Origin of the sequence: Haladaptatus halobius (genome assembly GCF_020618475.1) — an archaeon.
GTDB classification, from domain to species: domain Archaea; phylum Halobacteriota; class Halobacteria; order Halobacteriales; family Haladaptataceae; genus Haladaptatus; species Haladaptatus halobius.
The window spans coordinates 2,675,396-2,700,596 of the sequence record NZ_CP085335.1 but is presented as its reverse complement, the minus strand read 5'-3'; the positions used below and the strand labels follow the sequence as shown (position 1 = coordinate 2,700,596).

The 25,201-nt window shown below is 62.5% G+C and carries 27 protein-coding genes; 14 read left to right on the top strand and 13 right to left on the bottom strand.

The features are described from left to right. Positions 1-113: 113 nt before the first annotated feature. Positions 114-452: a DUF8159 domain-containing protein gene (locus tag LIW51_RS15760; RefSeq protein WP_227375046.1), complete on the bottom strand. Its 339-nt coding sequence runs from the start codon at positions 450-452 to the stop codon at positions 114-116. 349 nt (positions 453-801) lie between these two features. Between LIW51_RS15760 and LIW51_RS15755 the strand changes: the two genes are divergently transcribed. The 6 genes from LIW51_RS15755 to LIW51_RS15730 all read left to right on the top strand — a co-directional run bounded on the left by LIW51_RS15755 (position 802) and on the right by LIW51_RS15730 (position 6,770). Then, the gene (locus LIW51_RS15755; RefSeq protein ID WP_227375045.1) at positions 802-2,502 is read left to right on the top strand and encodes a right-handed parallel beta-helix repeat-containing protein; all 1,701 of its coding nucleotides are present in this window, start codon (positions 802-804) and stop codon (positions 2,500-2,502) included. A gap of 97 nt (positions 2,503-2,599) precedes the next feature. Further along, a complete protein-coding gene (gene twy1 / locus LIW51_RS15750; protein ID WP_227375044.1) occupies positions 2,600-3,589 on the top strand; it encodes a 4-demethylwyosine synthase TYW1 in 990 nt (329 codons plus the stop codon). A 246-nt stretch (positions 3,590-3,835) separates the two neighbouring features. Continuing rightward, positions 3,836-4,540 carry a DUF120 domain-containing protein gene (locus LIW51_RS15745; protein ID WP_227375043.1) on the top strand — a complete coding sequence of 235 codons (705 nt, stop codon included), beginning with the start codon at positions 3,836-3,838 and terminating at the stop codon, positions 4,538-4,540. Then, the gene (gene ribB / locus LIW51_RS15740) at positions 4,537-5,196 is read left to right on the top strand and encodes a 3,4-dihydroxy-2-butanone-4-phosphate synthase (RefSeq protein ID WP_227375042.1); all 660 of its coding nucleotides are present in this window, start codon (positions 4,537-4,539) and stop codon (positions 5,194-5,196) included. Before LIW51_RS15745 ends, ribB begins: the two co-directional genes overlap by 4 nt. A 169-nt stretch (positions 5,197-5,365) precedes the next feature. Then, positions 5,366-5,851: a DUF5518 domain-containing protein gene (locus LIW51_RS15735; RefSeq protein ID WP_227376821.1), complete on the top strand. Its 486-nt coding sequence runs from the start codon at positions 5,366-5,368 to the stop codon at positions 5,849-5,851. Next, the gene (locus LIW51_RS15730) at positions 5,841-6,770 is read left to right on the top strand and encodes a branched-chain amino acid transaminase (RefSeq protein WP_227375041.1); all 930 of its coding nucleotides are present in this window, start codon (positions 5,841-5,843) and stop codon (positions 6,768-6,770) included. Before LIW51_RS15735 ends, LIW51_RS15730 begins: the two co-directional genes overlap by 11 nt. Before the next feature lie 122 nt (positions 6,771-6,892). On the opposite strand, the gene LIW51_RS15725 is transcribed toward LIW51_RS15730, so the two are convergent. Beyond that, positions 6,893-7,786 (bottom strand): aminoglycoside 6-adenylyltransferase, encoded by an 894-nt coding sequence (locus LIW51_RS15725; protein ID WP_227375040.1) that lies wholly within the window; start codon positions 7,784-7,786, stop codon positions 6,893-6,895. A 43-nt stretch (positions 7,787-7,829) separates the two neighbouring features. Beyond that, the gene (locus tag LIW51_RS15720) at positions 7,830-8,522 is read right to left on the bottom strand and encodes a V-type ATP synthase subunit D (protein WP_227375039.1); all 693 of its coding nucleotides are present in this window, start codon (positions 8,520-8,522) and stop codon (positions 7,830-7,832) included. 174 nt (positions 8,523-8,696) lie between these two features. On the opposite strand from LIW51_RS15720, the gene LIW51_RS15715 reads away from it, so the two are divergent. After that, complete coding sequence (locus LIW51_RS15715; RefSeq protein WP_227375038.1) at positions 8,697-9,041, top strand: metallophosphoesterase family protein; 345 nt, start codon at positions 8,697-8,699, stop codon at positions 9,039-9,041. Then, positions 9,028-10,047 (top strand): 5'-nucleotidase C-terminal domain-containing protein, encoded by a 1,020-nt coding sequence (locus LIW51_RS15710; RefSeq protein WP_227375037.1) that lies wholly within the window; start codon positions 9,028-9,030, stop codon positions 10,045-10,047. The genes LIW51_RS15715 and LIW51_RS15710 overlap by 14 nt, the downstream gene beginning before the upstream one ends. Positions 10,048-10,054: 7 nt before the next feature. Here the strand turns inward: LIW51_RS15710 and LIW51_RS15705 are convergent, their stop codons facing one another. The 8 genes from LIW51_RS15705 to ahaH all read right to left on the bottom strand — a co-directional run bounded on the left by LIW51_RS15705 (position 10,055) and on the right by ahaH (position 18,170). After that, positions 10,055-11,476: an ATP synthase subunit B gene (locus LIW51_RS15705; RefSeq protein ID WP_227375036.1), complete on the bottom strand. Its 1,422-nt coding sequence runs from the start codon at positions 11,474-11,476 to the stop codon at positions 10,055-10,057. Beyond that, complete coding sequence (locus LIW51_RS15700; protein WP_227375035.1) at positions 11,476-13,236, bottom strand: ATP synthase subunit A; 1,761 nt, start codon at positions 13,234-13,236, stop codon at positions 11,476-11,478. Before LIW51_RS15700 ends, LIW51_RS15705 begins: the two co-directional genes overlap by 1 nt. Next, positions 13,233-13,574: a V-type ATP synthase subunit F gene (locus LIW51_RS15695; RefSeq protein ID WP_227375034.1), complete on the bottom strand. Its 342-nt coding sequence runs from the start codon at positions 13,572-13,574 to the stop codon at positions 13,233-13,235. The genes LIW51_RS15700 and LIW51_RS15695 overlap by 4 nt, the downstream gene beginning before the upstream one ends. Then, a complete protein-coding gene (locus LIW51_RS15690; protein WP_227375033.1) occupies positions 13,571-14,626 on the bottom strand; it encodes a V-type ATP synthase subunit C in 1,056 nt (351 codons plus the stop codon). Before LIW51_RS15690 ends, LIW51_RS15695 begins: the two co-directional genes overlap by 4 nt. After that, complete coding sequence (locus LIW51_RS15685; RefSeq protein WP_227375032.1) at positions 14,623-15,204, bottom strand: V-type ATP synthase subunit E; 582 nt, start codon at positions 15,202-15,204, stop codon at positions 14,623-14,625. The genes LIW51_RS15690 and LIW51_RS15685 overlap by 4 nt, the downstream gene beginning before the upstream one ends. A 23-nt stretch (positions 15,205-15,227) precedes the next feature. Next, positions 15,228-15,497 (bottom strand): ATP synthase subunit C-like protein, encoded by a 270-nt coding sequence (locus LIW51_RS15680; protein ID WP_438267341.1) that lies wholly within the window; start codon positions 15,495-15,497, stop codon positions 15,228-15,230. Positions 15,498-15,694: 197 nt separating this feature from the next. Next, positions 15,695-17,851: a V-type ATP synthase subunit I gene (locus LIW51_RS15675; RefSeq protein ID WP_227375030.1), complete on the bottom strand. Its 2,157-nt coding sequence runs from the start codon at positions 17,849-17,851 to the stop codon at positions 15,695-15,697. After that, complete coding sequence (gene ahaH / locus LIW51_RS15670; RefSeq protein WP_227375029.1) at positions 17,838-18,170, bottom strand: ATP synthase archaeal subunit H; 333 nt, start codon at positions 18,168-18,170, stop codon at positions 17,838-17,840. The genes LIW51_RS15675 and ahaH overlap by 14 nt, the downstream gene beginning before the upstream one ends. Positions 18,171-18,740: 570 nt before the next feature. Here ahaH and LIW51_RS15665 point away from each other — a divergent pair. Next, entirely contained in the window at positions 18,741-19,373 is a 633-nt protein-coding gene (locus LIW51_RS15665) for a methyltransferase domain-containing protein (protein ID WP_227375028.1), read from the top strand. A 111-nt stretch (positions 19,374-19,484) separates the two neighbouring features. Further along, on the top strand, positions 19,485-19,640 hold the full coding sequence (locus LIW51_RS15660) for a hypothetical protein (RefSeq protein WP_227375027.1): 156 nt from the start codon (positions 19,485-19,487) through the stop codon (positions 19,638-19,640). A 50-nt stretch (positions 19,641-19,690) separates the two neighbouring features. Here the strand turns inward: LIW51_RS15660 and LIW51_RS15655 are convergent, their stop codons facing one another. Then, entirely contained in the window at positions 19,691-19,855 is a 165-nt protein-coding gene (locus LIW51_RS15655; RefSeq protein ID WP_227375026.1) for an archaellin/type IV pilin N-terminal domain-containing protein, read from the bottom strand. Positions 19,856-19,874: 19 nt separating this feature from the next. Continuing rightward, the gene (locus tag LIW51_RS15650; RefSeq protein ID WP_227375025.1) at positions 19,875-21,122 is read right to left on the bottom strand and encodes a DUF7096 domain-containing protein; all 1,248 of its coding nucleotides are present in this window, start codon (positions 21,120-21,122) and stop codon (positions 19,875-19,877) included. A 153-nt stretch (positions 21,123-21,275) separates the two neighbouring features. Between LIW51_RS15650 and LIW51_RS15645 the strand changes: the two genes are divergently transcribed. The 4 genes from LIW51_RS15645 (at position 21,276) to LIW51_RS15630 (ending at position 25,144) form a co-directional block, all read left to right on the top strand. Continuing rightward, complete coding sequence (locus LIW51_RS15645; RefSeq protein WP_227375024.1) at positions 21,276-22,373, top strand: helix-turn-helix transcriptional regulator; 1,098 nt, start codon at positions 21,276-21,278, stop codon at positions 22,371-22,373. 76 nt (positions 22,374-22,449) lie between these two features. Beyond that, positions 22,450-23,241, top strand: a complete 792-nt coding sequence (locus LIW51_RS15640; protein ID WP_227375023.1) for an electron transfer flavoprotein subunit beta/FixA family protein — start codon at positions 22,450-22,452, stop codon at positions 23,239-23,241. Then, positions 23,238-24,191, top strand: a complete 954-nt coding sequence (locus LIW51_RS15635) for an electron transfer flavoprotein subunit alpha/FixB family protein (RefSeq protein ID WP_227375022.1) — start codon at positions 23,238-23,240, stop codon at positions 24,189-24,191. The genes LIW51_RS15640 and LIW51_RS15635 overlap by 4 nt, the downstream gene beginning before the upstream one ends. A 110-nt stretch (positions 24,192-24,301) precedes the next feature. Next, positions 24,302-25,144: a polyprenyl synthetase family protein gene (locus tag LIW51_RS15630; RefSeq protein WP_227375021.1), complete on the top strand. Its 843-nt coding sequence runs from the start codon at positions 24,302-24,304 to the stop codon at positions 25,142-25,144. The last annotated feature ends 57 nt before the right edge of the window (positions 25,145-25,201 follow it).

The following is a 25,201-nucleotide window of genomic DNA, read 5'->3' as shown; positions in this document are numbered from 1 at the left end:
TCCTCGTTCAGGGGTCGCTTCGCCCCCCCACCGGAGCATGTCGGCGAACTTCAGCGCTGACTCGGGTGCGAACCCGTCGCGAGGACGACCGAAGACGGAAAATCGAACTCACCTCACGAATCGTCTATCGTCTCGATCACTCGCTGGGAGAAATCCACCTCCGAAAGGTCATCGTCTTCGAGCGCCCGAAGCCACTGGCCGTCGGCCCGCCAACTCCCTACCCACTCGCCGTCGAGGTCGGTCACCGACCCGTGGAGGTTCCCCGGCGTTTCGGTCAGGTCACGAACCACGTTGATGACGCGACCGACCTCTCGGTGCGGAACTGCGTCCGTTCGTCCGGCGGCGATCGATTCGTACTCGATCTCTATACCTTCATCGTCGTAATCGAGTGACGTGACGTACACGCCGTGGCTCATCAATCGCGCTTCGAGTCGGTCGGCGTCGAAATTCATGCTCGGGAAGGCGTCGTCCATCGGTAAAGGAGTTGTGTGAGGACTTCGACGCTGAAACGGGAGGAACGAACGCTTTCGGTCTGAACTGTGTTTGTACACCCTGATGTTCGACGACCTTGGTGGTCGCCCAGAGCGACTAACCAACGGGCGCTCGAACCGACTCCACCGCGTCGAATCGGCAGGGTCGTAGCCACAGAGCCGCAACGGGGCCTCTTGCCGACGCTAGACCGGGGTGGGGATTCGATGATACTACGAACCGACTCTGAATACACGGAATGCGGACGCGACAGAAACGGACGACGAATCGACCGAGCGGGGAGAACGTGCGGTAGACCAACGGAGGGAATAAATGGTCGACCCGTCGCGTAGAGACGTGCTCTCGGGCCTACTCGCGGCCGCGACGGGACAGGCCGCGACCGAGTCCGGTGGGGAGTCCCGTCGACAGTCCCGGTTTCCGTTTCCGGATACGGTCGTCACCACTCGGGAACAACTCGAACGCACCTTCGAAAACCTCTCGCCCGGGGAGAACGTCTGGATAAGCGACGAGGGAGCGCCGTACCGTACCACGCGGTGGCTCGATATCGACGTCGACGGGGTAACCGTAATCGGGCCGGGCGTCCGGCGACTCGTGATGCCCGCGGACGGTGCGAACGTCGGTGGAATCCGAATCGGACACGACGGTCACTGCGAGAACGTCGAGGTACACGACATCGGCTATCACGGCAACCCCGGCGGACAGCGTCCGAGCGCCAAACGACTCCACGGGTTCGTCGTCCGCGACACAGCCGAGGTTCTGCTGTCGGGCAACTCGGTGACTCGAACTCACCCGTACCACGAGCACAACACGGGCGGGAGCGGTATCAGCGTCGAGCGCCGGGCTACTGACGTTGGCGTGTCGAACAACTACGTCTACGACATCGGCGACCGGGGAATCCAGCTCGCTGGCGACCGTATCGCGGTGGTCGGTAACACCGTCGTAAATGGCTTCGACCACTCCGTCGCGCTGGACGCGTGGGTGCCCGACGAACGCCACGCCACCAACGTCCTCGTGCGGGGGAACGTGATGGGCGGTAATCCGCAGGGCGCGCTGGTCGGCGCGAGCGGGGGTCGCCAGGAGTCGAACGTCGGCTACTTCGACGTCTCGGACAACCTCGGCTTCGGCGAGCACAAGTCGCTGTGTCTCATCGGCTTCGGACAGACGCTCCGGGGTATCCAGATAGCGGGTAACGTGAGCGTTCAATCGGAGAAGGGGAAGTTCTCCGGCATCTCGCTCGCCATCGAGCGCGCCAAGGACGTGACCGTCAGGGACAACGACCTGTACGACTACGCCGGGCGGGGCATCGATGTCGGCGGCGGTATCGAGGATTTCACTGTCAGCGACAACGCCGTCTACGACGCCGGTCAATCGGGGATACGGGTCGCGGGAGGGACGGACGGCGTCGTTCGAGATAATTACGTGGACGGGGCCGCGGGAGAGGGTATCCGCCTCGACGACGCCCGGTACGTGACCGTTAGCGGGAATCGCGTCCGTCGGGTCGGTGGTGCGGGCATCGCCTCGCGGAACGCCTCGACCCTCGCCCGCCATGTCATCGCCGACAACTACCTCAAGGAGTTCGGCCGAAGCGGCGGAACGTCGCCGGGCATCCTCGTCGGAGATTCGGGCGTGAACGTCCGACGGAACTACGTCTTCCGGTCGGGAGCGCCCGCGATAGTCGAACGCGACGGCGCGGGACGGAATCGCTACGAGGACAACTGGGCCGACGCCGACGGGCCGAATCCGTGGCGCATCGGTTCGGCGACATCGGCGGTCGCAGGTCACTCTCCCGCCGTGGACGCGTACCGCGGTCTCACGCCCGACGGTCGAAGAGACGCGATTCGGGTCGAGTTCGAGAAACCCTACGCCGACCCGCCGAAGCTCGCGTTCGGACGGCGTGGTGGCGGTATTCGGGACGTGTCCTACGCGACCGATGCGAACGACGATTTCGTCGGCGCGACGGTGACGCTGGCCGGACGAGGCGGCGTCGTGGATATCTTCGTCGAGTCCACCTGACGGGCTCGCCCCGCTGGATTCGACCATCGTAGGGAGACACGAGGATTGCGTCTCGGAGGAAAGAACGTTTTAGGTCTGGGCTGCATCTGTCACCCTAATGAGCGAGCCCGACGGGCCGAAACAGGTAGACAGCCCGAACTACCACCACGAGAACCACACCGCAGCCCAGACCTGCGGGTGGACGGCCAACGCCCTGCGAGAAGAGGGTAAGTGCTACAAGAACATCTTCTACGGCATCGAGTCCCACCGCTGCATCCAGATGACGCCGGTGGTGAAGTGCAACGAACGCTGCGTCTTCTGCTGGCGCGACCACCGCGGACACGCCTACGAACTGGGCGACGTGGAGTGGGACGACCCCGAGGCGGTTGTCGATGCTAGCATCCGCCTCCAGCGCAAACTCCTCTCCGGATTCGGCGGAAACGACGAAGTCCCGCGCGAAGTGTTTGAGGAGTCGATGGAACCGCGCCACGTCGCCATCTCGCTAGACGGCGAACCGACGCTCTACCCGTACCTGCCGGAACTTATCGAGGCGTTCCACGACCGGGATATCACCACCTTCCTCGTGAGCAACGGGACGAACCCAGAGATGCTGGCGGAGTGCGACCCGACGCAACTCTACGTCAGCGTGGACGCCGCAGACCGTGCCACCTTCGATCACGTGGTTCGGGCGGTGGACGACGACGCGTGGGAACGGCTCATCGACACGATGGACGTGCTGGCCGAGAAAGACGAGACGCGAACCGTGCTCCGCACCACGCTCGTCGGCGGGGAGAACGTCGACAACCCGGACTGGTACGCCGCATTCTACGAGCGCGCCGACACGGATTTCGTGGAACTCAAGGCGTACATGCACGTCGGGCACTCGCGCGGTCGTCTCGACCGCTCGGCGATGTTGGAGCACGAAGAAGTCGTCGAATTCACCGAGGAGGTTGAGGAACACATGCCGGAACACGACGTGCTGAAACAGGTGCCCGCTTCGCGGGTCGCCCTGCTCTCGAAGACCGAGGATACGTGGGTGCCGAAGCTGAAGAAGGATAGCGAGTTCTGGGAGCGAGACTCCGTGAGTTGGAAGCGGTTAGGTGAGTGAAAACCGTCTACTGTTTGCTGGAATCCGGTTCGTTCTCGACGTTTCGTCGATAGCGAAGACGTCTCGGAGTGCGCCGGATGGTCTGTTTTCAACCCCTCCTTCCCAGTTCACCGCGAAACCAGTAAATTTAGATGATATGCCCCGCTATCTGTTACCCCGACTACTCACTCCGCGACGCACCATCACAATTCTGTTACGCATCTCGATGCCGATATGCTTAAAGGAGAGAAGCGCACAGTTACGAGTATGCCAGCGACATCGCTCGTGGTCGGGTACGACGAACTCGCCGCGCTGAAGCTTCTCGCCCTCGACGGGGCACTCGAAAGCGAGGTCAAGGTGTCCTGCGCCGACCTCGCGGATCGCCTCGACGCGTCCAATCAGACCGCATCGCGTCGCCTCCAGCGATTGGACGACGCAGGTCTCGTCACCCGCGAAATCGTCAGCAACGGGCAGTGGGTCGCCATCACCGACGACGGCGAGTGGGAACTGAAACGCGAGTACGAGGACTACCGGCGCATCTTCGAGAATCTCTCCGGCGTTGACCTCTCGGGCACGGTTACGGGCGGAATGGGTGAGGGCCGCCACTACATCTCTCTCTCGGGCTACATGGAGCAGTTCGTCGAGCGACTGGGCTACGAACCGTTCCCCGGGACGTTGAACGTCGAACTCTCCACCGAGAGTGTCCGCGCTCGCTCCGCGATGGACGCACTCGACCCCGTCCCCATCGACGGATGGGAGGACGGCGACCGAACCTACGGCCCCGCGGTCTGTTACCCCGCCACAGTGGAGACGACCGACGGGGAGTCCTACGAGCAGGCGCACGTCATCGCGCCCGAACGAACCCACCACGACGAAGGCCAGTTGGAACTCATCGCCCCCGAGAAACTCCGTGACGAACTTGGACTGGCGGACGACGACCACGTCACGGTGCACGTCGAGGAGGCACCATGAGCCAGACCGCTGCCGCAACGGTCGAACAGGCGGTCGAAGCGTTCCGCGACGGATCGCCAGTGCTCGTCCACGACGCAGCCGACCGCGAGGGCGAAACCGATCTCATCTACCCGGCGGAGGCGGTCACATCCGAAGCGGTCTCGCGCCTCCGAAACGACGCCGGAGGGCTGGTCTGCGTAGCGCTTTCGCACGACGTGGCCGAAGCGTTCGACCTCGCATACATGGACGAGATCATCGACCACCCCGCGAGCGAGGGGCACAACCTCGGCTACGATTCCCGGTCGTCGTTCTCGCTCACCGTCAACCACCGCGACACTTACACCGGCATCACGGACGACGACCGCGCGCTGACTATCACGGAACTCGCCGCCGCGGCGAACGCTCCCCACGAAACCGACTTCGCCACCGAGTTCCGCGCGCCGGGCCACATCCACCTCTTGCGCGCTGCTCCCGCCCTCCTCGCCGAGCGACAAGGTCATACCGAACTCGGCATCGCGCTGGCGGACGCCGCCGACAACGCACCTGCCGTCGTCGTCTGCGAGATGCTGGACGACCAGACCGGAGGGCCGCTCTCGCCCGAGGACGCCCGAGCGTACGCGGAGCGCCACGGATTCCCGTATCTCGAAGGGTCGCAGGTCATCGAGTTGTTGGGCTGAATAGTTCCTTTTCCTCGCTGAGAGCGCAATCCATTACTCCTGTAACGAAATTTTCTCCGTTAGATTGCGGTAATTTCCGAATACGTCTCGTAATTATGAAAAATATTCACCGTTTTACGAATCGATACTACATATATGGACTTTTTAACTCAGAGCTGTTGTACACGGAATCGTCGCAACCATCATCGTCGGCCTGCTCAGCGGAGCAGCCCTCCCATTCACCGACATGACCTTACCCATCGTCGGTGCGGGTTTGACCGACATCATCGGGGGCATCATAGCCGGTTACGTCGCCGGGAGCAGACTCGATGATGGTGCGCTTAACGGTGGTATCGCAATTGCCGTAGGGGCCATCGTAGCACTCGTCATCTTGATCCTCGCGGGATTGATGGCTGGACCGATTCCGGCGATTGGGTTGTTCGGTTACGGCGTGCTGTTCGTCATGGTCGCTGCGATTCCCGGCATCATCGGCGGTGTGATCGGATCGTGGCTGTACGGGGCTCCGATCGGCGCAGTGCGGCACGGCCTGCCGGACGCTAACCCGACTCATTTTTCGACCGATTACTCAGCGGAGAGTAATCCACAACAATCGTCCAGCGACAATCGCCAAAACTCATTACCGTGGCCTTCGATGGGACGGACGTATGAGCTTTGACGAGATGGACGTGGACACCATCTGGATGAACGGCGAATTCGTCGACTGGGACGATGCGAACATCCACGTCCTCAGCCACGGGCTACACTACGGGACGGGCGTGTTCGAAGGGGTACGCTGTTACGACACCGAGAACGGCCCCGCCATCTTCCGGTGGGAAAAACACTTAGAACGCCTCTACAGCTCCTGTAAACCGTACAATATGGAGGTCGAGTACGAACCGGAGGTGCTCACGGAGGCGACGCTCGAACTCCTCGACCGGCAGAACCTCCGCTCCTGTTACATCCGACCAATCGCCTACTACGGTTATCACAGCCTCGGCGTCAGCCCCAGCGACTGTCCGACCGACGTGGCGATCGCCGCGTGGCCGTGGGGCGCGTACCTCGGCGAGGAGGCGCTCGAAAACGGCGTGAAAGTGATGGTCTCGTCGTGGCGCAAACACTCATCCAGCCAGATTCCGACGAACGCCAAGACGACTGGCCTGTACGTCAACAGCTTGCTCGCCGGCGAGGAAGCCCGACGAAACGGCTTCGTGGAAGCCATCGTCCTGAACAAGGAGGGCAACGTCGCGGAAGGCCCCGGCGAGAACATCTTCCTCGTGCGCGACGGCGAGATCTTCACCCCCGGACTCGCGGAAGGCATCCTCGACGGTATCACTCGCAACAGCGTCATCACGATGGCTGAGGAGATGGGCTACAAAGTCCACGACCAGGCAACCATCAGCCGCGGTGAACTTCACACCGCCGACGAACTGTTCTTCACCGGTAGCGCGGCGGAGATCACGCCCATCCGGCAAGTGGACAACGTCGAAATCGGCAACGGTAGTCGCGGCCCCGTGACGGAGGAGCTCCAGTCGCGCTTCTTCGACCTCGTGAACCGGCGCATCGACGACCACGAAGAGTGGTTCACATACGTCTAGGGGACACCTTTCGTCCGAACCTTTTTCCTCGTCGTGGTGCTGCGGGAGTCGAGGGCTCTCACTACCGCTCCTCGATAAAACTGCACCGAGGAAGCGAAGCTCCGACGAGCTGCTCGAAACCCTCAGTTCGCGTCGTCTCTCCCTTCGAAAAGTTCCTCCACCAACTCCGTTACCGCCGCATCCTCCGCCGTCGGATAGTCGTATCCCAATTCATCCGCGACCTCATCCGCCACCCATCGAAACAGTTCCATCGTGGCGAACAGCGCCCGCCAGAGGTCGTCCGAATCGTAGCGAGCGAACGCATCGCCGAGTTCGTCCACCACTCTATCGTCGGCCCACTCCTCCAGAAACCGCCCTCCGTGCCACGTATCGCGGTCGGTTCGAGCGCGAGCGTGCCACCGAACCATCGGAAGCAGACAGTCGTGTTTCACGTAGCCGTCGACGCAACCCATCGCCGTCCACCGTTCACCGCGTCGAAGCTTCTTCGCGATCCAAATCGTGTGATACCAGAAGTCGGCGACCAACTCGTGAAACTCCTCGCTCGAAGGGGGTTCCGTTTCGGGTGGAGAGTCCGGCACTGCGGCGGCCAGCGTCTCGCCGATTCCGTCTTCGTCGTAGACGACGCGGAAGCCGCGGGCGAACGTTGTAGCGGTGTCCGGTTCGAAGCCATCGCGCTCCATCCGGACGATTCGTTCGGGGGTGACCGGCACGAAATCCACGTCGAGGCCGCCGTCGAATAGCACACGGCGCTCGGTTCCGTCTCCGGTCGCGGTCGGTTCCAGAAACGTCAGTATCGGCGTTCCGAGTTCGGAGAGCCAGTCGGTTTCCGAGAGATAGCTCTCCGGGTCGGTCGTGACGACCACCAGGTCGAGATCGGACCACTCGTCCGCCGGTCGGTGTTCTCGTGCACGCGACCCGAGGACGACGATTCCTCGCAGGGCGGAGTCCGTCTCGGCCCGCGCGACGAATCTATCGAGCAGTCGCTCGTAGGCGGCGTAGATTCTGCTCTGGGTCATACCACTCGTGCGACGGCAGAAGGAAAAACGCTATCGAGAGGAGTTAGCTCGTGACGACGACTTCGCCTTCGGCGCGTTCCGGTTCGCGCGCCTGTTTTTCTTCTTTCTCCTCTTCTTCTTTCTTCGCCTTGATCTTCTTCATCCGGAAGATCTCCTCGCGCTCCTGTTCTTCGAGTTTCTGCTCGATGTAATCCTGCGCTTCGTACAGTTCCGGCAGGAGTTTGAACTCCAGCGCGTTGACGCGGCGCTTCGTCGTCTCGATCTCCGTGAGCATTTTCTTCATCGCCGTCTCGACCTCGGCGGCGAGGATGACGCTCTCTATGAGTTCCTCGTAGGCGTCCGCGGTCTCGTCGATGCGGGCGCTGGTTCCAAGCACGCCGTACCCCCGCTCGTCGAGCGATTTCTTCACCTTCGACGACTCGATCTGCGGGACGACGACGCCCATGATGTTCTTCGACTCGGTCGTTATCTCGGGGTGCTCTTGCAGAGCCGCGGCCGCCCCGCGAACCGCCACGTCCCCCTCCATCGCGCGGGCCATGTTGATGGTCTGTTGCGCGCGTTCGTAATCATCTTCGAGACCGGAGCGTACGTCCTGCGCTTGGTCGAGGATGTCCATGAACTCCATGATGAGGCCGTCACGCTTCTTCTCCAGCGTGCCGTGGCCCCGCTCGGAGAGGTCGATGCGATCCTCTATCTGCATCAGTTCTTTCCGAGTGGGTTTGACGTCCTTAGCCATCTTGCTTGATGGTAAAAACTCGAAGGGGATAATTCTTTACAGTCGAGATTCGCTACGTCAGTGCGTGCGGCACCGAGAACCGTGATACGTGACGCCCATTCGACGACCGGATTTTATATCGACGGGACGAGAACACATCGATAATTCGGTGTCCCTCGGGACGCCGCCCGCGATATGAATCCACCGCACGGACACGCTGACGGAAGCCAACCACTTCGCGTCCTCCACTACGCCGATCTCGAAACCGTCTACGACGATTCCGAGCACGTCGGCCGCCTCACCGAGTGTATCAACGAGCTTCGAGACGAGAATACGATGGTCGTCGGCGCGGGGGATAACACGGCGCTCGGATCGCTCGCGCTCGTCACCGACAAGGGGCGAGCGCAGGCCCGACCGTTCTTCGATGCGGTTCGCCCCGATGCTGAGACGTTCGGCAACCACGACTTCGACCACGGAACCGACAGTGCCCTCGAACTCGCCGACCGAACGCCGCAGCAGTGGCTCTGTGCCAACGTATAGGGTCTCGATTCGGTCGCTCCGTCCGCGTGCTTCGAGGTCGGTAGCCATCGAGTCGGCGTCGTCGGCGTCGCCCCATCCGCAAACGGCCAAGATGAGCGGGGTCGATGCGACCTTCACCGACCCCGTCGCCGCGGCCATCCGCGAATTGCGGGCACTCCGCGACCGCGCCGACTACGTTATCTGCCTCGCGCACCTCGGCGACGACCTCGACTTCGCGGCGGCGGTCGACGTCGATTCGATGCCCTGCGGACACGAAACCGTTCGACGGGTTCGCCGCGTCGACGGAACGCTACTCGTGCAAACCGGCGGCAACGGCACCGAAATCGTGGGGGTCGTCATCGACGGCGACGAGCCGACCGTGACGTTCCACGCGACCACGGACGCACCGCCCGACCAGAACGTGGCGGCGGCGACGTACCGCTGCCGTCGAAACGCCGTCGGACTGAACGAAGTGGTCGCCACCGTCGCCGACCCCGTCGAGCGCACGGCGGACGTCAGGTTTGGCGGCGAATGTCGCCTCGGCAACTTCGTCACTGACGTCTACCGCGAGGAGACGGGCGCGGACGCCGGCCTCGTCCACTCCGCGTCCCTGCGCGAAGGGCCGCCGCTCGCCGACGCGGTGACGGTCGCGGACGCTATCGGCGTCGTTCCCTTCGAAACGCCGTTGGTCGAACTCGAACTGACCGGCGGCGACCTCCGTGCCGCACTCGAATGGGTCGGCGAACCGTTCGGCGACGAGGACGGCGTCAATCTTCACCTCTCCGGCGCTCGCGTTCGCTTGGACGGCGGCCACGTCGCCGATTTACGAATCGATGACGGCGCGTTCGACGCCGAGAAAACGTACCGCGTCGTGCTGATGAACTACCTCCCGCAGACAGAATACTTCCCAACCCTGTCCGCGGAGAACGTCACAATCGAACACGGGCCGCAGTACGAAGCGGTAGTGGCGCACACGAGAGACGGCAGTCTCCGCGTGAACTGCGACGGGAGAATACGGAGAGGGTAAAATGGACTTAGTCGGCCGCGACTTCTTCGACTTCCGGCGTCTCTTCTTCGGGGTAGTACTTCTCGATGTACTCCTCGTCGATGCGGTTGAGTTCCTCCTTCGGCAGCATGCTGAGGAGATCCCAGCCGATGGTCAGCGTCTCCTCGATGCTACGGTTCGTCTCGAAGCCCTGGTCGACGAACTCCTTCTCGAAGCGGTCGGCGAAGTCAAGGTACTGGTTGTCGCGTTCGCTCAGCGCTTCACGACCGACGATGTTCACGAGGTCGCGCAGGTCTTCACCCTCCGCGTACGCCGCGTACATCTGGTCGGACACGCCGGAGTGGTCTTCGCGCGTAAGGCCCTCGCCGATACCGTCGTCCATCAGCCGCGACAGGCTGGGAAGCGGGTTGATCGGCGGCTGGATTCCCTGCGAGTTCAGGTCGCGGTCGATGTAGATCTGACCCTCGGTGATGTAGCCGGTGAGGTCGGGAATCGGGTGCGTGTCGTCGTCGCCGGGCATCGTGAGGATGGGAATCTGCGTGACGGATCCCTCGCGACCCTCGATACGACCCGCGCGCTCGTACAGTTGCGCGAGGTCGGTGTACATGTAACCTGGGTAGCCACGGCGACCCGGCACCTCTTCGCGTGCGGCACCGATTTCGCGCAGTGCCTCACAGTAGTTGGTCATGTCCGTCAGGATGACGAGCACGTGGTAGTCCTTGTCGAACGCGAGGTACTCCGCCGTGGTGAGCGCGAGACGCGGCGTGACTGTCCGCTCAACTGCGGGGTCGTCCGCGAGGTTCATGAAGACCACGGAGCGCTCCAGCGCACCGGTGCGCTCGAAGTCCTCCATGAACTCGTTCGCCTCCTCCGCGGTGATGCCCATCGCGCCGAACACCACTGCGAACTCACTTCCGCCCTCGCCCTCTTCGTCGGCTTCTTCCGGCACGCTCGCCTGTCGCGCGATCTGCAGCGCGAGTTCGTTGTGTGGCAGTCCCGACGCCGAGAAGATGGGGAGCTTCTGGCCGCGAACCAGCGTGTTCATGCCGTCGATGGCGGACACGCCGGTCTGGATGAACTCCTCGGGATACTCGCGGGCGTAGGGGTTGATCGCCGCACCCACGATGTCGCGGCGCTCGTCCGGGACGATTTCGGGGCCGCCGTCTATGGGGTTGCCGGAACCGTCGAGCACGCGTCCGAGCAGGTCTTCCGTGACGGGCATCTTCATGGTCTCGCCGAGGAACCGAACCGACGACTTGCGATCGATACCTTCGGTTCCTTCGAACACCTGAATCGAGACGAGTCCCTTGCTCGATTCGAGCACCTGTCCCCGCAGCGTGTCGCCGGCTGGCGTCTCGATCTCGACGATCTCGTCGTAGCCGATCGGTTCGTCGACCTCGGCGAACACCAGCGGGCCGCTGATCTCCGTAATGGTCTGATATTCTTTCATCAGTATTTCTCCCTGAGCTGTTCGGTGATGTCTTCCTCGACTTCGCTGATGAAGTCGTCCCACTCCTCGGCCGTCCCCATGCGGTTCAGGCGCGGAGCGGCGTCGATGTCCGTGATCTCTTCGACGGGGACGCCCGCTTCGAGCGCGGCGAACGCCTCCTCGTTGAACGTCTGGATCGCTTCGAGCATCCGGTAGGTTTTCTCCGGCGAACAGAACATGTCCACGTCGTGGAACGCGTTCTGCTGGAGCCACCCCTCGCGCAGGTAGCGCGCGACTTCGAGGGTGAGCTGCTGGTCTTCCGGTAGCGCGTCCTTCCCGACGAGTTGGACGATCTCCTGCAGTTCGCCCTCCTCGTCGAGCACGTCGGTCGCCCACTGGCGCTTCTCGGGGAAGTCCGGTTCGACGTTCTGTTCGTACCACGGGTCGAGCTGGTCTTTGTACAGCGAGTAGGACTCGTCCCAGTTGATGGACGGGAAGTGCCGCCGTTCCGCGAGGTCGGCGTCCAGCGCCCAGAACGTCTTGACGATACGGAGGGTATTCTGCGTCACCGGCTCGGAGAAGTCCCCTCCGGGGGGACTAACCGCACCGATAACTGACACCGAACCCTCCGTCCCGTTGATGTTCTCGAACTTACCCGCGCGCTCGTAGAACTCGGCGAGGCGGGCGGCGAGGTACGCCGGATACCCCTCTTCGCCGGGCATCTCCTCGAGACGCGAGGAGATTTCGCGCATCGCCTCCGCCCACCGCGAGGTGGAGTCGGCCATCAGCGCCACGTCGTATCCCATGTCGCGGTAGTACTCCGCGATGGTGATCCCCGTGTAGATGCACGACTCGCGTGCGGCCACGGGCATGTTTGACGTGTTAGCGATGAGGCAGGTGCGCGACATGAGCGGTTTGCCAGTTCGCGGGTCTTCGAGTTCCGGGAAGTCCTCGATAACTTCCGTCATCTCGTTGCCGCGCTCGCCGCAGCCGACATAGACGACGATGTCCGCGTCGGCCCACTTTGCGAGCGAGTGCTGGGTCACCGTCTTTCCGGAGCCGAACGGCCCCGGAATCGCGGCCGTCCCGCCCTTGGCGATGGGGAACAGACCGTCCAGGATGCGCTGACCGGACACGAGCGGCGTCCGGGGCGTCTGCTTGTCGACGGAGGGCCGCGCTTCACGAACCGGCCACTCCTGTTGCATCTGGATCTCTTCGCCGTTGTCGAGTTCGACGACGGTGTCCGTGACGGCGTAGTTGCCTTCCTTCGTGGCGACGACTTCGCCGCCCTCGTAGTCCGGCGGCACCATCACTTTGTGCTCGATGCTCTCCGTTTCGGGGACGATGCCGACGATGTCGCCGGCTTCGACTTCGTCTCCCTCTTTGACCGAGGGGGTGAACTCCCACATCTTCTCCTGGTCGATTCCGGGTGCGTCAACACCGCGGTCGAGGAACGCACCCATCTTCTCTTCGAGCACGTCGAGCGGGCGCTGCACTCCGTCGTAGATGGAGTACAGCATGCCCGGCCCGAGGTCGACCGACAGCGGCTCCCCCGTGTTCTCGACGGGTTCGCCGGGGGCGACGTTCGAGGTTTCCTCGTACACCTGAATCGTCGTACTGTTTCCTTCGATTTCGATGACCTCGCCCATCAGCCCTTCCTCGCCGACGTACACCACGTCGTTCATCCGGGCTTCGAGGTCCGTGGCGGTCACGACCGGACCGCTCACGCTCTGAATGACGCCGTCCTCGCGGACGACATCGGAGTCTGTTGCCTGGCTCATTCGTTGTCACCTTGTTCGTCTTCGTCCATGAGGTCGATACCGATTGCGCGCTTGATCTGGTCGCGGAGTCCGCCGCTTCCCGCGCCACCACCCAGCGTCACGAGGGTGGGTTCCACGCTCGTCTCCACGTCGCTCCTGACGTTACGAGAGAGGTGTGCAAGGTCGTCGTCGTGCATCACGATGATGCCCACGTCGTCGTCGTCCAACATTCCGGAGACCGCGTCGTCCAGTTCCGATTCCTTCTCGTCGTCCGGAACGTTCGCGAACTTCCTGACGCCTGCGAGTCGGAACCCGGTCGTGAACTCCGAACTTCCGATGACGGCTATCTCCTGGCTCATAGTATCACCAGTTCTTCTTCTATCTCGTCCTCGGACAGTCCAGCTTCGCGTCCTCGCGCGATGGCGCGGATGTTGTCCACCTCGCGCTGTTTGGCGAGCACGTACGCGAGTACCGGACACACCGACAGCGGAAACACGTGCGAGAGGTGGTTCGAGTATTCGAGCAGTGCAGCATCTAGTGCGTGCTCGAATCCGATGAGGCTGTCGGCTCGCTTCAGTTCGTCCAGCGCCTCGTCCAGTTCGCTTCCGTACGAGCTGTCACGAATTTGGGCGATGAGTTCCTCGGTGTTGCCCGCGAGCTGTCCCAACTCGGTCGCGCTGAACAGCCGACCGCCCTCGATGAAGTACTCCGAGGGGTCGATGTTCGCGCCACTTCGGCTGATTCGAAGCGCGTTTCTGACGTTTCGGAAGTCGATCTCGGCTTGCAAGAACTCGACGTACAGCTGCATCGCGCGGTTCTCGGTGTCCGAAACGCCTCCCATCAGTCCTTCGTAGTACGCGCGGTCGACCGCGTTCTCCAGCGGAATCAGCAGTTCGGTGGTCTCGTAATCCTCGTAGGCCGCTTCGAGGTGGTCGCCGAAGATGGTCGTGTCGAGCATCTCGACGACGTCCTCGATGGTTCCCGCGTCAGACAGTCGATCGAGCAGCGTCTCGTCGAACTCGCCCGCCCGAATCATGTCGTCGCGAACCGACTGGTTGTCGGCGTCCGCGTAGATGCCTCGAAGCACCGTCTTGACGTTCCACGCGTCGAACTTCCGTAGATACCGGGCGATGAGGACGTACAGCTTCCCGTCGGCCCAGTCCAGCAAATCGTCGAAGTGCTTGGCGAGGTTTCGGTTCAGCGCGTACTCCACGAGGTCGACGCCGTCGTAGCGCGCCCCGAGCGCGTTGACCTCGGCCTCGTACTCGGTCTCCTCCATGAACCGGGCGATCTCGCCCGGCCCCATGCGGAGGAGCTTTCGGTAATCCTCCTCGTCGAACAGGGCCGCTCGTCGCGCCTTGACGCGCGCGGAGACGTACTCGTAGTTCGAAGTGCCTTCGGTCGTGCTCATTGCTCGAACAGCCGCGAACTGATTGCTTGGAGGTTCTCCTCCCAGACATCTTCGAGCACCGAATCGAACGTGTTGTTCACGCGAACGCGAGAGGCTTCGCTCTCGGCGACGACGCCGCCGAGGCAGTCGTATTCGCCCGCGTATTCGAAGCCGTCGTAGTCGGCGATCACGTCGGTGAGCAGCGCCTCGTCGTCGGCGCGTCCGTACACGCGGACGGTGTGGCCCGCCTCGAACTCCGCCGCCGCCGCGTCGAGCAGCGACCGCGTCAGTTCTTCGCGGTCGTCGCCGCCGAGGGTGGCGATGCGCTCTTCCACGTCGGCGCGGACTTCCTGCAACACGTCACGGCGGGCTTCCAGCCGCTTCTGCTTGGCTTCGAGCTTCGCGCTGGAGAGCTTCTGCTCTCGCTCTCGCTCGATCTGGTTCTCGATGTCGCGCTCTTTCGCCGCGAGAATCTCCTCGGCGTCCGACTCCGCCTCGGCGATTATCTCGTCCGCGCGGGTTTCGCCTTCTGCGCGAATCTCCTCCGCGCGCTCGCGGGCTTCGTTTCGAATATCCTCAACTACCGTTTCCAGGCTCATTGATGAAGAGTGGTTAAGTGCGTTTAGACCACGAACACGACGACGAGTGCCAGAATCACGAGCGTTTCCGGCAGCACCGTCATGATCAGCCCGGTACCGAACATATCTCGATCTTCAGCGATAGCGCCCACGGCCGCGGCACCGATACCGCGCTCCGCGTAGCCCGCGCCGAACGCCGCTAGACCGACAGCGAGCGCGGCGGCGGCCGTCGGGGGGATTGCCGGGGAAGCGCTTCCAGCGCCTTGTTGTGCGAGCAGTGCGGCCGCGTCGACGAACGCGAGTATGAATTCCATCATTGTTTGGTCCTCTGTAGGCTCTGTAGCCGAACAGGTCGTAATTCGCGCCAGCAGATTCTTAAAACTTCCCAAAGCGTTCCGCCGTATTTGCTGGTATCGGGGGCTGTAAACCCTAAATCATGGTAGCAAATACCAGTGTCAAGGGACGACCAAGGCCAGTTCGGTCATGAAAGGCGAAAAACGAGGTGCGATGTTCAGTCCTGGGTCGTGTACGTTCGCTCGTACCCGAACGGTTCGTACTCCTCGCCGCCGCCCTCGTAGAACTTGCCGAAGAACTCCACGTACTCGAGACGCACCGCCTGCAGACCTGCGCTCGTAATCCCGAGCGCAAGGACGAGCAGGTGGCCGAGCACCAAGATGAGTAGCCCGCCGACCAATCCCGCGATGCCGGAGTGGGCCAGCCCGGGGAACATGATCTCGGTTACTGCATGGCCGTGAACCGTGTCTCCACGGTGCGGCATGTGGCCGATGCCGAAGTGCCACTCCGCGTGCGGTCCGTGCCCGGTGACGTACACGCCGAAGAACAGCAGGTTGACCACAAACGCCATTCCGGCCTTCGCCAGCAGCACCGCCGCGAGACGGGTGTACGAGAGGACGTTCACCAGCACGTTGAGGAACTCGACCGCTTCGACGGGTTCGCCCAACACGAGGAGGATTAGTCCAACGAAGAACACTCCCAGTCCCACGATACCAACTGGTTCTGGGAAGCCCACAAATCCGAGCGGGAACGGATATCCGGCGAAGACGCTTTCTTTGCCGACGAGAATCGAGGGTGCGTTACCGGACGCACCGGCAAAGATCCACACCCAGAGGCCAAACATCATCAGCAGCCACGAACCGCTCTCGGTCATCGCGTCCTTGAACCCGTGTTCGAGATTCTCGACGAAGTCGAATCCCCAGCCGATAGTGAGGTGGGCGATGCCGGCCAGCAGGCTCAACACTAGCCAACCCACTGCGTAATCGCCGAAGGCTGGCTGAAGTCCTTTGTGAATCGGCGGGTGGCCGCCCCAGACGACGTCTCCGAGGACGTGGAGGCCGAATATCTCGCCGTACAGCACGCCGAACAGCGCGGTGAAGCCGCCGGCCCACATCGCGATACCGCCGAGACTCTTGATGGCGTCGCTGTCGAAGCTACTGAACAGCCAGTAGCCGATGGCGATGTACAGCAGCCCGTATCCGAGGTCGCCGATCATGAACCCGAAGAACAGCGGGAACGTGAGGAACAGGACGACCGTCGGGTCGAACTCGAAGTACTTCGGTCGGTTGATGGTCTCGACCAGCAGTTCGAACGGTTTGGTCGGGGCGGGGTTATCCTGGATGACCGGCGGACTGTCATCGCCCATGCTGTGCCCGCCGTCCGTGGCAACGCCCGTCTCCTCGGCCTGTTCGAGGGGGGCGTGGTGGCCGTCGTGTTCCTCGTAGTCCGCGCGTTCGAGTTCGTCCACTTCGACGTGCTCGCCGACCGTCTCATCGAGCGCGGTCGTCAGTTGCGCGTAGCGGTCGGTCGGAATCCACCCCTCGGCGACGAATGCGTTCTCTGTCGTCGCGAACTGGAGCGGCGCTTCCGCCTTCTGTACCTCGATGGCCAGCTTCTCCTCGGCGGCGAGGATGAATCCGGCGGCATCGAGTTTCACGTCGTGAAGCTCGTTTTCGACACCGTTGAGCTTCGACTCGAGCTTCTGGCGCTCGTGTTTAAGTTCAGAAATGTAATCCTCCGGGCTGCCGGAGGCGTCTGGCACTTCGTACGACGCGAAGTCGACGCCGACCAGCGCGTCGTCCAACGCCTCTTCGTCCGCCCCGTCCGCGGGGTACGCGAAGACGGCGAGCGTCGTGCCCTCGGAGAACAGTTCGAACTCCCGGATGTCGTCGGTGTCGGCGAGCGCGCGCTCGACTTCTTCCGCGTTGCCTTCGCCGACCGCGACCTGCAAGCTATCGTAGCCCGACAGCAGATCGAGGTCGATTCCGAGGTCGGCGAACGGCTCCATCGAGTCGATGCGGTCTTCGACGGCGCGGAGCTCGTCCTCGAGCTCGTTCCGGCGGTCGTCGAGTTCGTTGACCTGCGCCCGGATGTCCTCCAGTTCGTCGTCCAGCGCGTCGTCCGTGACGATTCGTTGCGGCCCGGCGTCGTCGTCGTCCACGTCGAGGATGCTTTCGAGGGAACGGACGGTGACGAGCTTGTCGGACGCCTCGTCCGCGCCTTCGATGGGGTTGCCGGGGTCGAATCCTTCCCACGACCCGTCGTAGTCCGACAGGTGGACGAGGTTCAGGCCGTGAACCGTCTTGATGACATCGGGCATGACCGTCCGCGACCCGGTCACCGAGACCTTGCTCATTTGCTCAGGTCTGAGCATGCACCGCCTCCCGGAACTTCTCGATGACGAATTCGATGGTGTCGTCTACGTTCCCTTCGGCGCGCGTTTCGAGTTCCTCACGCTCTCGCTCGCCTTCGGCGAGCAGTGTCTCGCGTTCGGATTCTATCTCCTCGCGCGCGTCCGTCAGTCGTTTTTCTTCCAGTTCGTTGGCCTCTTCTTCGGCTTCCGCGCGGATCTCTTCCGCGCGCTCGCGGGCCTCGGAGATCCGCTCTTCGCGGTCGTCCTCGGCTTTCGCGACGATATCGTCAGCCTCGTCTTCGGCCTCACGTACACGTTCGAGAACCTCTGGCCTCGGCATACAGTAATCACGGAAAGGTTGCGCCACTGGCTATAAACTACTTGCGAAACCCCCACGACCCTTCAACCACGACCTTGGTCGAGCGTTCTCGGTCGCGCTCGGTGGCACGCGACCGCGAACCGTCTCCCTCTAAAAGCTCGGCCAAAAGCATTCGTCGCTCTCGATGGTCACTCCTCGGCCCACTCGTTCGTCGCTACGCTCCTCACTCGCGGTGGATGTGATTGCAACCTAGCGGTTGATTGGCCTGAAGAAATCGGCGAGTTCGAGGTGCGAGCGAACGACGAGTGAAACAAGTCGTGAGCGATAGGCCGGTTGGTCAACCGCCAGAAATCAGCAATCCACACAGCCGGTAGGGTGTAAGCGAACTCACCGCGAGCGAAGGAACAATGCGACTGAGCGAGCGGGCCAAGCGACGACCGAAGGGAGGAGCGCAGTACTTTTGGCCGAGCTTTTTCCAGGGAGGCTGGCCGAGACGAGCGCCAGGTGGCGCTCGTCTCGGCACCCGACCGCAGAAAAAGGTCGTAGTCGAAAGGTGGGGATTCATGGCAATCCGGTTCCAAGCGCCGAGCAATGGGTATCCTCGAGGACAAACGCCGAGCACGAGTCTTCTACAAGTACCTCTCGAAGGTGTACGACCAGGTCAACCCGTTCATCTGGAACGAGGAGATGCGCGCCGAGGCGTTGTCGATGCTCGACATCAACGAGGACGATCGAGTGCTCGACGTGGGGTGTGGCACCGGTTTCGCCACCGAGGGTCTACTAGAACACACGCGGAACCTCCACGGTCTCGACCAGAGCGTCCACCAACTGGAGAAGGCGTGGGCGAAACTCGGCAAGCACGACCCCGTCAGCTTCTACCGCGGTGACGCCGAGCGTCTTCCGTTCAGAGACGATTCGTTCGACGTGGTCTGGTCGTCCGGCTCTATCGAGTACTGGCCAAACCCGGTCGAGACGCTCCGCGATCTGCGCCGCGTGGCGAAACCCGGCGGCGAGGTGCTCGTCGTCGGGCCGAACTATCCTGGAACGAGCGTCATGCAGAAACTCGCGGACGCGATAATGCTCTTTTACGACCGCACCGAGGCGGATCGGATGTTCCGCGAAGCGGGATACGAGGATATTCGGCACCGCGAGATGGGACCGAGCTACGACCCCGACATCGCCATCACGACCGTCGCTCGCGTGCCCGAAAACGACCGACGGTAACGACCCAGTAACGCACGTCAACTCACGGTCGTCTCCACCTCCGCAACGAGCGCTCCGTCCGCCGATATTCGAACGACGACCGTATCTCCGGGTTCGAGCAGTAGCGCGTTCGTGCCAGCGAGTTCGACGCTCGCAGGTTCGCCGACGCTCTACGAGGAGTTCGTCGCGCTGTTGAACGGTCCCGTCGGCCCCGGTCGAAACCCCCCCTCCGAGAAGAACGGTATCGGGGGTTGTCGTTCAAGCGGCGTTCCGTTCACGCTGACGTGAACGACGAGTCCGTCGACCGAAAGCGGGGTCACCCGCGCGATGGACGAAAGTCAGGCGGTCGGCGTCCGCGTCGGCCGAGACGTCGACGACGACTTGCGTCGGCTTTCGAAGCGACGCCGACTCCAGCGCCACCGTTCCGACCGTTCCGCGAGGACGAGCGTGACGACTATCAAGTGGACGGTTGCGACGACGGGTGAAAGGGCGCGATTCGACACGGGTCGGAGTGGCCCCGTTTCAGTATTTCAAGTTTCGGGGTGGACTGGTCGTCGAGTTCGTCGGCGTCATACCGTACGGAGCGAGCGTCACATTCACCGTCTCGGAATCGTACGTGGCCGAGACGGTGAACGTTCGACTCGGGGCGACGGTCCACAAAACGCCGTCGTTTCCAGTTTGTCCGACGTGGGTGTCTCCGACCGAGATGTTCCCCCTGACGGGGTCGCCGCTAGCGTCGGTCAGGTTGATTCGAAGCGGTCCGCCGGGGTACGTCCGGTTGACGGTGAGGTTGAGGGATGTCGAGTTGTTCCGGACGGCCGTACCGTATGGAATGTGATTGGAGCCGGTCAGATACTTGTACTGCGTCTCGCGGAATATCTTCTCGGTGCCGCTGTCGAGTACGGGCTTGACCACTCCCTGCGAGTACGGGATGACGCTCGGGTAGACCCCCGCGCCGTAATCCGTACTGGGCGATTTTTCGTGCTCGTTCAACCATGGATACTGTGACAGCGTGATGTTCGCCGCTCGCTGGACCAGCAATGCTTTCGCCTCGCTGGGTTTCCGGTAGTCCGCGCGAAACGCCTCTCGAACGTACTGGTTCCCTTCGATGGTCGATAAGATGACGCCGGTGTTCGTCGTCTCGACGTAGATGGGACGCGGCGCGGACTGTCCTCGAAACCGATCAGTAGCGTACTGGCGCACCTGACCGCGTAGCGAGTAGAGGTCTGCTCTGAGTCTCCGTACCGGTGGTGCGAAGCTTGGGACGGTGTCTCCCCGACTGTCCAAGTGATCGATAGCATGGGCGATGTTTCTCGCTTTTGCGTCGAGAATGGCGAGCTGCCTCACGTACTGCTGAGTTGTCATCTCACTGCTGTTGAACCGCTTGCTGATCGTTCGCTCCGTGTGTTTCAACGACGACAGTTGCGATTCGAGTTCGGGCGTGTATCGAATGAGTACCTGCTCTTTCGACTGACGGGTCTCGGCGTTCGCCAGTCTCTCGTTGAGCGTGGACATTCGTTTCTGCGTTTGAACCTCGTTCCTGTCCATCGTCAGCGCCGCACCGAGGTCGAGGGACGGGGTGTACGTTGCGGTTCGACCCGGTTTTCCGACGCTTAGATGCGACGCAGTGTCGTTGAAGCCCGGTGGCTTCACGATACTTTCAACGTTTCTAGAGCTGGAATCAGAGGTTGACGACCCGGTTTCGAACGCGGCGGCGGGTGAACAGAGGACGAGGAGGACCGCTAGCGCGACGGGGAGAACCCGGCTCATACTGGATACGTACGAATCTCCTCGTTAAAATACGTATGGTATCTCGGAGCTGTTGTATGAACGGTGACGAACGTAGGAATCAGGTAAACCGTTCTCTGATGTTTTATTGATTGGATGGAAAGTATTTTCTTACCTGGTTGACCACACAAGGGTATGCGGTTATACCCCGCCCTCCTCGTGGTCTTCTTCGCCTTCCTCGTCGTGGGCACCGCCGTTGCTGCTGGCGATATGCGGCCGGTCGATTCGACCGGTGCCGATAGTGCGGGTGCGAATGGTACGGCGGCTAATGAGACGGCGGTGAACGGAACCATAATTCGGATCACACCGCAACCTGACGGTGACGCTAAGTGGAACGTTTCGATGGAATTCGCGCTCCGGAGCGAGAACGAAACGGCCGCGTTCAAAGGACTCGCGCAGGAGTTCGACAAGGGGAACGAAGAGGTGGGATTCTCCGCGGACTTGTTCCGCCGCATCGCCAGCCAAGTGAAGACTGAGACCGGACGCGAGATGCAGATTCGAGACGTCGACAGGGACTACGCGGTCAACAACGACACCGGGACGCTGTATCTGTCGTTCGTCTGGACGAACTTCACCCGAGTCGAGGGCGGCAGACTGATTCTCCGCGACGCGTTCTTGCTAGACGATGGCGAATCGACATGGCTTCCGTCGCTCTCCGCGGAACAACGACTCGTCATCGAGAGCCCTAACGGGTATCGAATCCATAACTCGCCGAACCTCGGTCACAGCAACGGGACGATTCGTTTGAACGGGTCGACGTCGCTATCCCCCGTCGAGATCGACGTGACGTACGTCAAAGAGTCGAAGCCACCGGCCGGTTTCTCCCCGTCCGACTTCTCCGGTATCGCCCTGCTCCTGCTCGCTATCGGTACCGGTGGCGCCGGTCTCTACGTCCTGATACAGCGCCGCGACGACGGGTCGGTGGACGAGTCGTCCTCGGACGAACGCTCGCCCGTCGCACCGCCGGAGCCCGAACTTGTGCCGGAATCGGAAGACGACGAACCGAATCTCGACCTCCTGTCCGACGAGGAGCGCGTGGAACATCTGCTGAAACAGAACGGCGGTCGAATGAAGCAGGCCAAAATTGTCACGGAAACGAACTGGTCGAACGCGAAGGTCTCCCAACTGCTCTCGTCAATGGCCGACGAGGGACGCGTCGACAAACTCCGCATCGGGCGCGAGAACCTTATCACGCTCCCCGACGAGAACGTCGCCGACTTCGACGACGAATAAGAAAATCGAGAAGTACGGGAGTTGCATTGTCGCCAGTTTCGAAAACGTTTACCCCCTTCCCGGAAACGAATTGATTATGAAGGTCCTTGTAACGGTGAAGGAAGTCGCCGAACTCGCAGACGACTTCGAAGTCGAAGGGACCGAGGTTGACGACCGATACCTCGAGTACGACCTGAACGAGTGGGACGACTACGCGGTCGAAGAAGGCGTTCAGATGAACGAAGCCGGTATCGCCGACGAAGTGGTGTCGGTCACCATCGGTCCTGAACGCGCGGAAGAGACGATTCGGATGGCGCTCGCCAAGGGTGCCGACCGCGCGATTCGCGTCTGGGACGAGGCGCTCGAAGACGCCGACCTGCTCGACGTGAAGACGAAGACACAGATCCTGTCCGCCATCGTCGAAGCCGAAGACCCGGACATCGTGCTGACCGGCGTGCAGGCCGGTGACGACGCCTTCGGTGCGACCGGCGTCGCGCTCGCCGACAGCATCGGGTTCGAATGGGCCGCGGTCGTGAACGCCCTCGATCTGGATGCCGACACTGGCGTCGCGCACGTCCACCGCGAACTGGAGGGGGGCGTCGAGGAAGTCACCGACGTGGAACTTCCCGCCGTTCTCACGATTCAGACGGGTATCAACGAACCGCGATACGCCAGCTTGCGGGGCATTCGGCAGGCCCAGAGCAAAGAGATTGCGCCGAAGAGCCTCGACGACCTCGATCTGGACGCCGCCGAGCTGGAAAGCGATCTGACGCTGACAGAGATGTACGAACCCGAAAGCGAGAGCGACGCCGAGATATTCGAAGGTAGCGCCGAGGAGACCGCCGGAAAGCTAGCTGAAGTTCTCCGCGAAAAGGGGGTGGCAGAATGAGCGACGTTCTCGCCGTCACGGAACACCGCCGCGGCGAACTCCGCGATGAGAGCTTCGAAGTCATCACCGCCGGGCGCGAACTCGCCGACGATGCGGGTGGCGACCTCCACCTCGCGGTTATCAGCGGCAACGTGGACGAGTTTGCGGACGACCTGAACCGTCAGGGTGTGGACGCCATCCACAACGTCGAGCACGGCGAGGAGTTCAACCACGACGTGTACGTGCAGGCCGTCTGCGCGCTCTACGACGACCTCGCGCCGACGTTCCTCCTCATGCCGAACAGCGTCAACGGGCTGGACTACGCGCCGGCGGTCGCAAACCGCCTCGACCTACCGCTCGTGACGGACGCGGTCGGCTTCGAGTACGACGACACGCTTGTCGTGACCCGCGAGATGTACGGTTCGAAGGTCGAGACGTCGGTGGAAGTCGGAGGCGACCGGTTCGCCGTCACAACCCGCGGGGCCGAGTGGCCCGAGGCCGAGGGCGTCAGCGAGGCCGAAATCTCCGCGTTCGATTTCGAACTGGACGAGTCCGCAGTTCGTTCGACCGTCACCGGCTTCGAGGAGGTCGGCGGCGGCGACGTCGACATCAGCGAGGCGGAGTTCCTCGTCAGCATCGGACGCGGTATCGAGGAAGAGGAGAATCTCCCGCTCATCAAAGACCTCGTAGAAGCGACGGGTGCGACGCTCTCGTCGTCGCGTCCCATCGTGGACAACGGCTGGCTCCCGAAGAACCGACAGGTCGGCCAGTCCGGCAAGCAGGTGACACCGAAGGTGTATCTCGCAATCGGTATCTCCGGCGCGGTGCAGCACGTCGCCGGCATGAAGGGTGCCGACACCATCATCGCCATCAACACCGACCCCAACGCGCCCATCTTCGACATCGCCGACTACGGCATCGTCGGCGACCTGTTCGAAGTAGTGCCGGAACTCATCGACCAGTTCGAATAGCGACCGTTTCACCTCTCCTACGTAAATCCGCGTTTCTATCGGTTCGCGCCGTCACGACGGCCGACTGAACCCGTCACGTATTTGCGTCCCCCGTCCCGAACCCCACACGAATGGAGTACCTGATGGCCCGCAGGACCCTCGTCGAAGACCGGTTGGAGGAAGTCGTCGAGCGGGTCGATCCACACGAACTGTCGGAACGGCTGGCACACACAGCGCTCTCGGGTGGGAAGCGAGTTCGACCGACGGTGGCCGTGTTGGTCTGCGAGGCGGCGGGCGGCGACGCCGAGGACGCCGTCGATTTCGCCGTCGGCGTCGAACTCGTCCACGACGCTTCGCTCGTGGTAGACGACATCATCGACCGCTCGGACGTGCGCCGCGGGACGCCGAGCGCGTGGGCGGAGTACGGCCACGGTTCGGCCATCATCGCCAGCGACGGGATGCTGGGCGAGGCGTTCGAGCTGTTCTCCCCCGAACCCCGTGCGATGGAAGTCGTCGCGGAGTCGATGATCGAACTCGGGATGGGAGAGGCGTCGGAATTGGTCGACTTCCCGTCGAACGAGTCCGAGTACATGGAACTCGCGCGCCGGAAGACGGGGGCGTTGTTCCGCGCCGCCGCCGAACTGGGGGCGCTAGCGGCGGACAGCGACCCGGAGACGGTCGACGCCTTCGGTGAGTACGCGGAACGTGTCGGCGTCGCGTTCCAGATACGGGACGACGTGCTCGACGCCATCGCCGACCCGGACGAACTCGGCAAGCCGACGGGACAGGACGAGGAGATCGGCCGCCCCTCCATCGTGCAGGTCACCGACCTCGACGCGGACGAGGCGAACGAACTGGCCCACGAGCAGTCCGACGCGGCGCTGGCCGCCCTCGACAGGGTGGACGCGCCGGACTCCGAGGCGCTGGACTACCTGTGCGACTTCGCGGAGTTCGTCGTCACGCGCGAACACTGATACCATCGTCACGCGCAACCACTTCCGGACGACGCTTCCTCTATCGGTACGGCCACT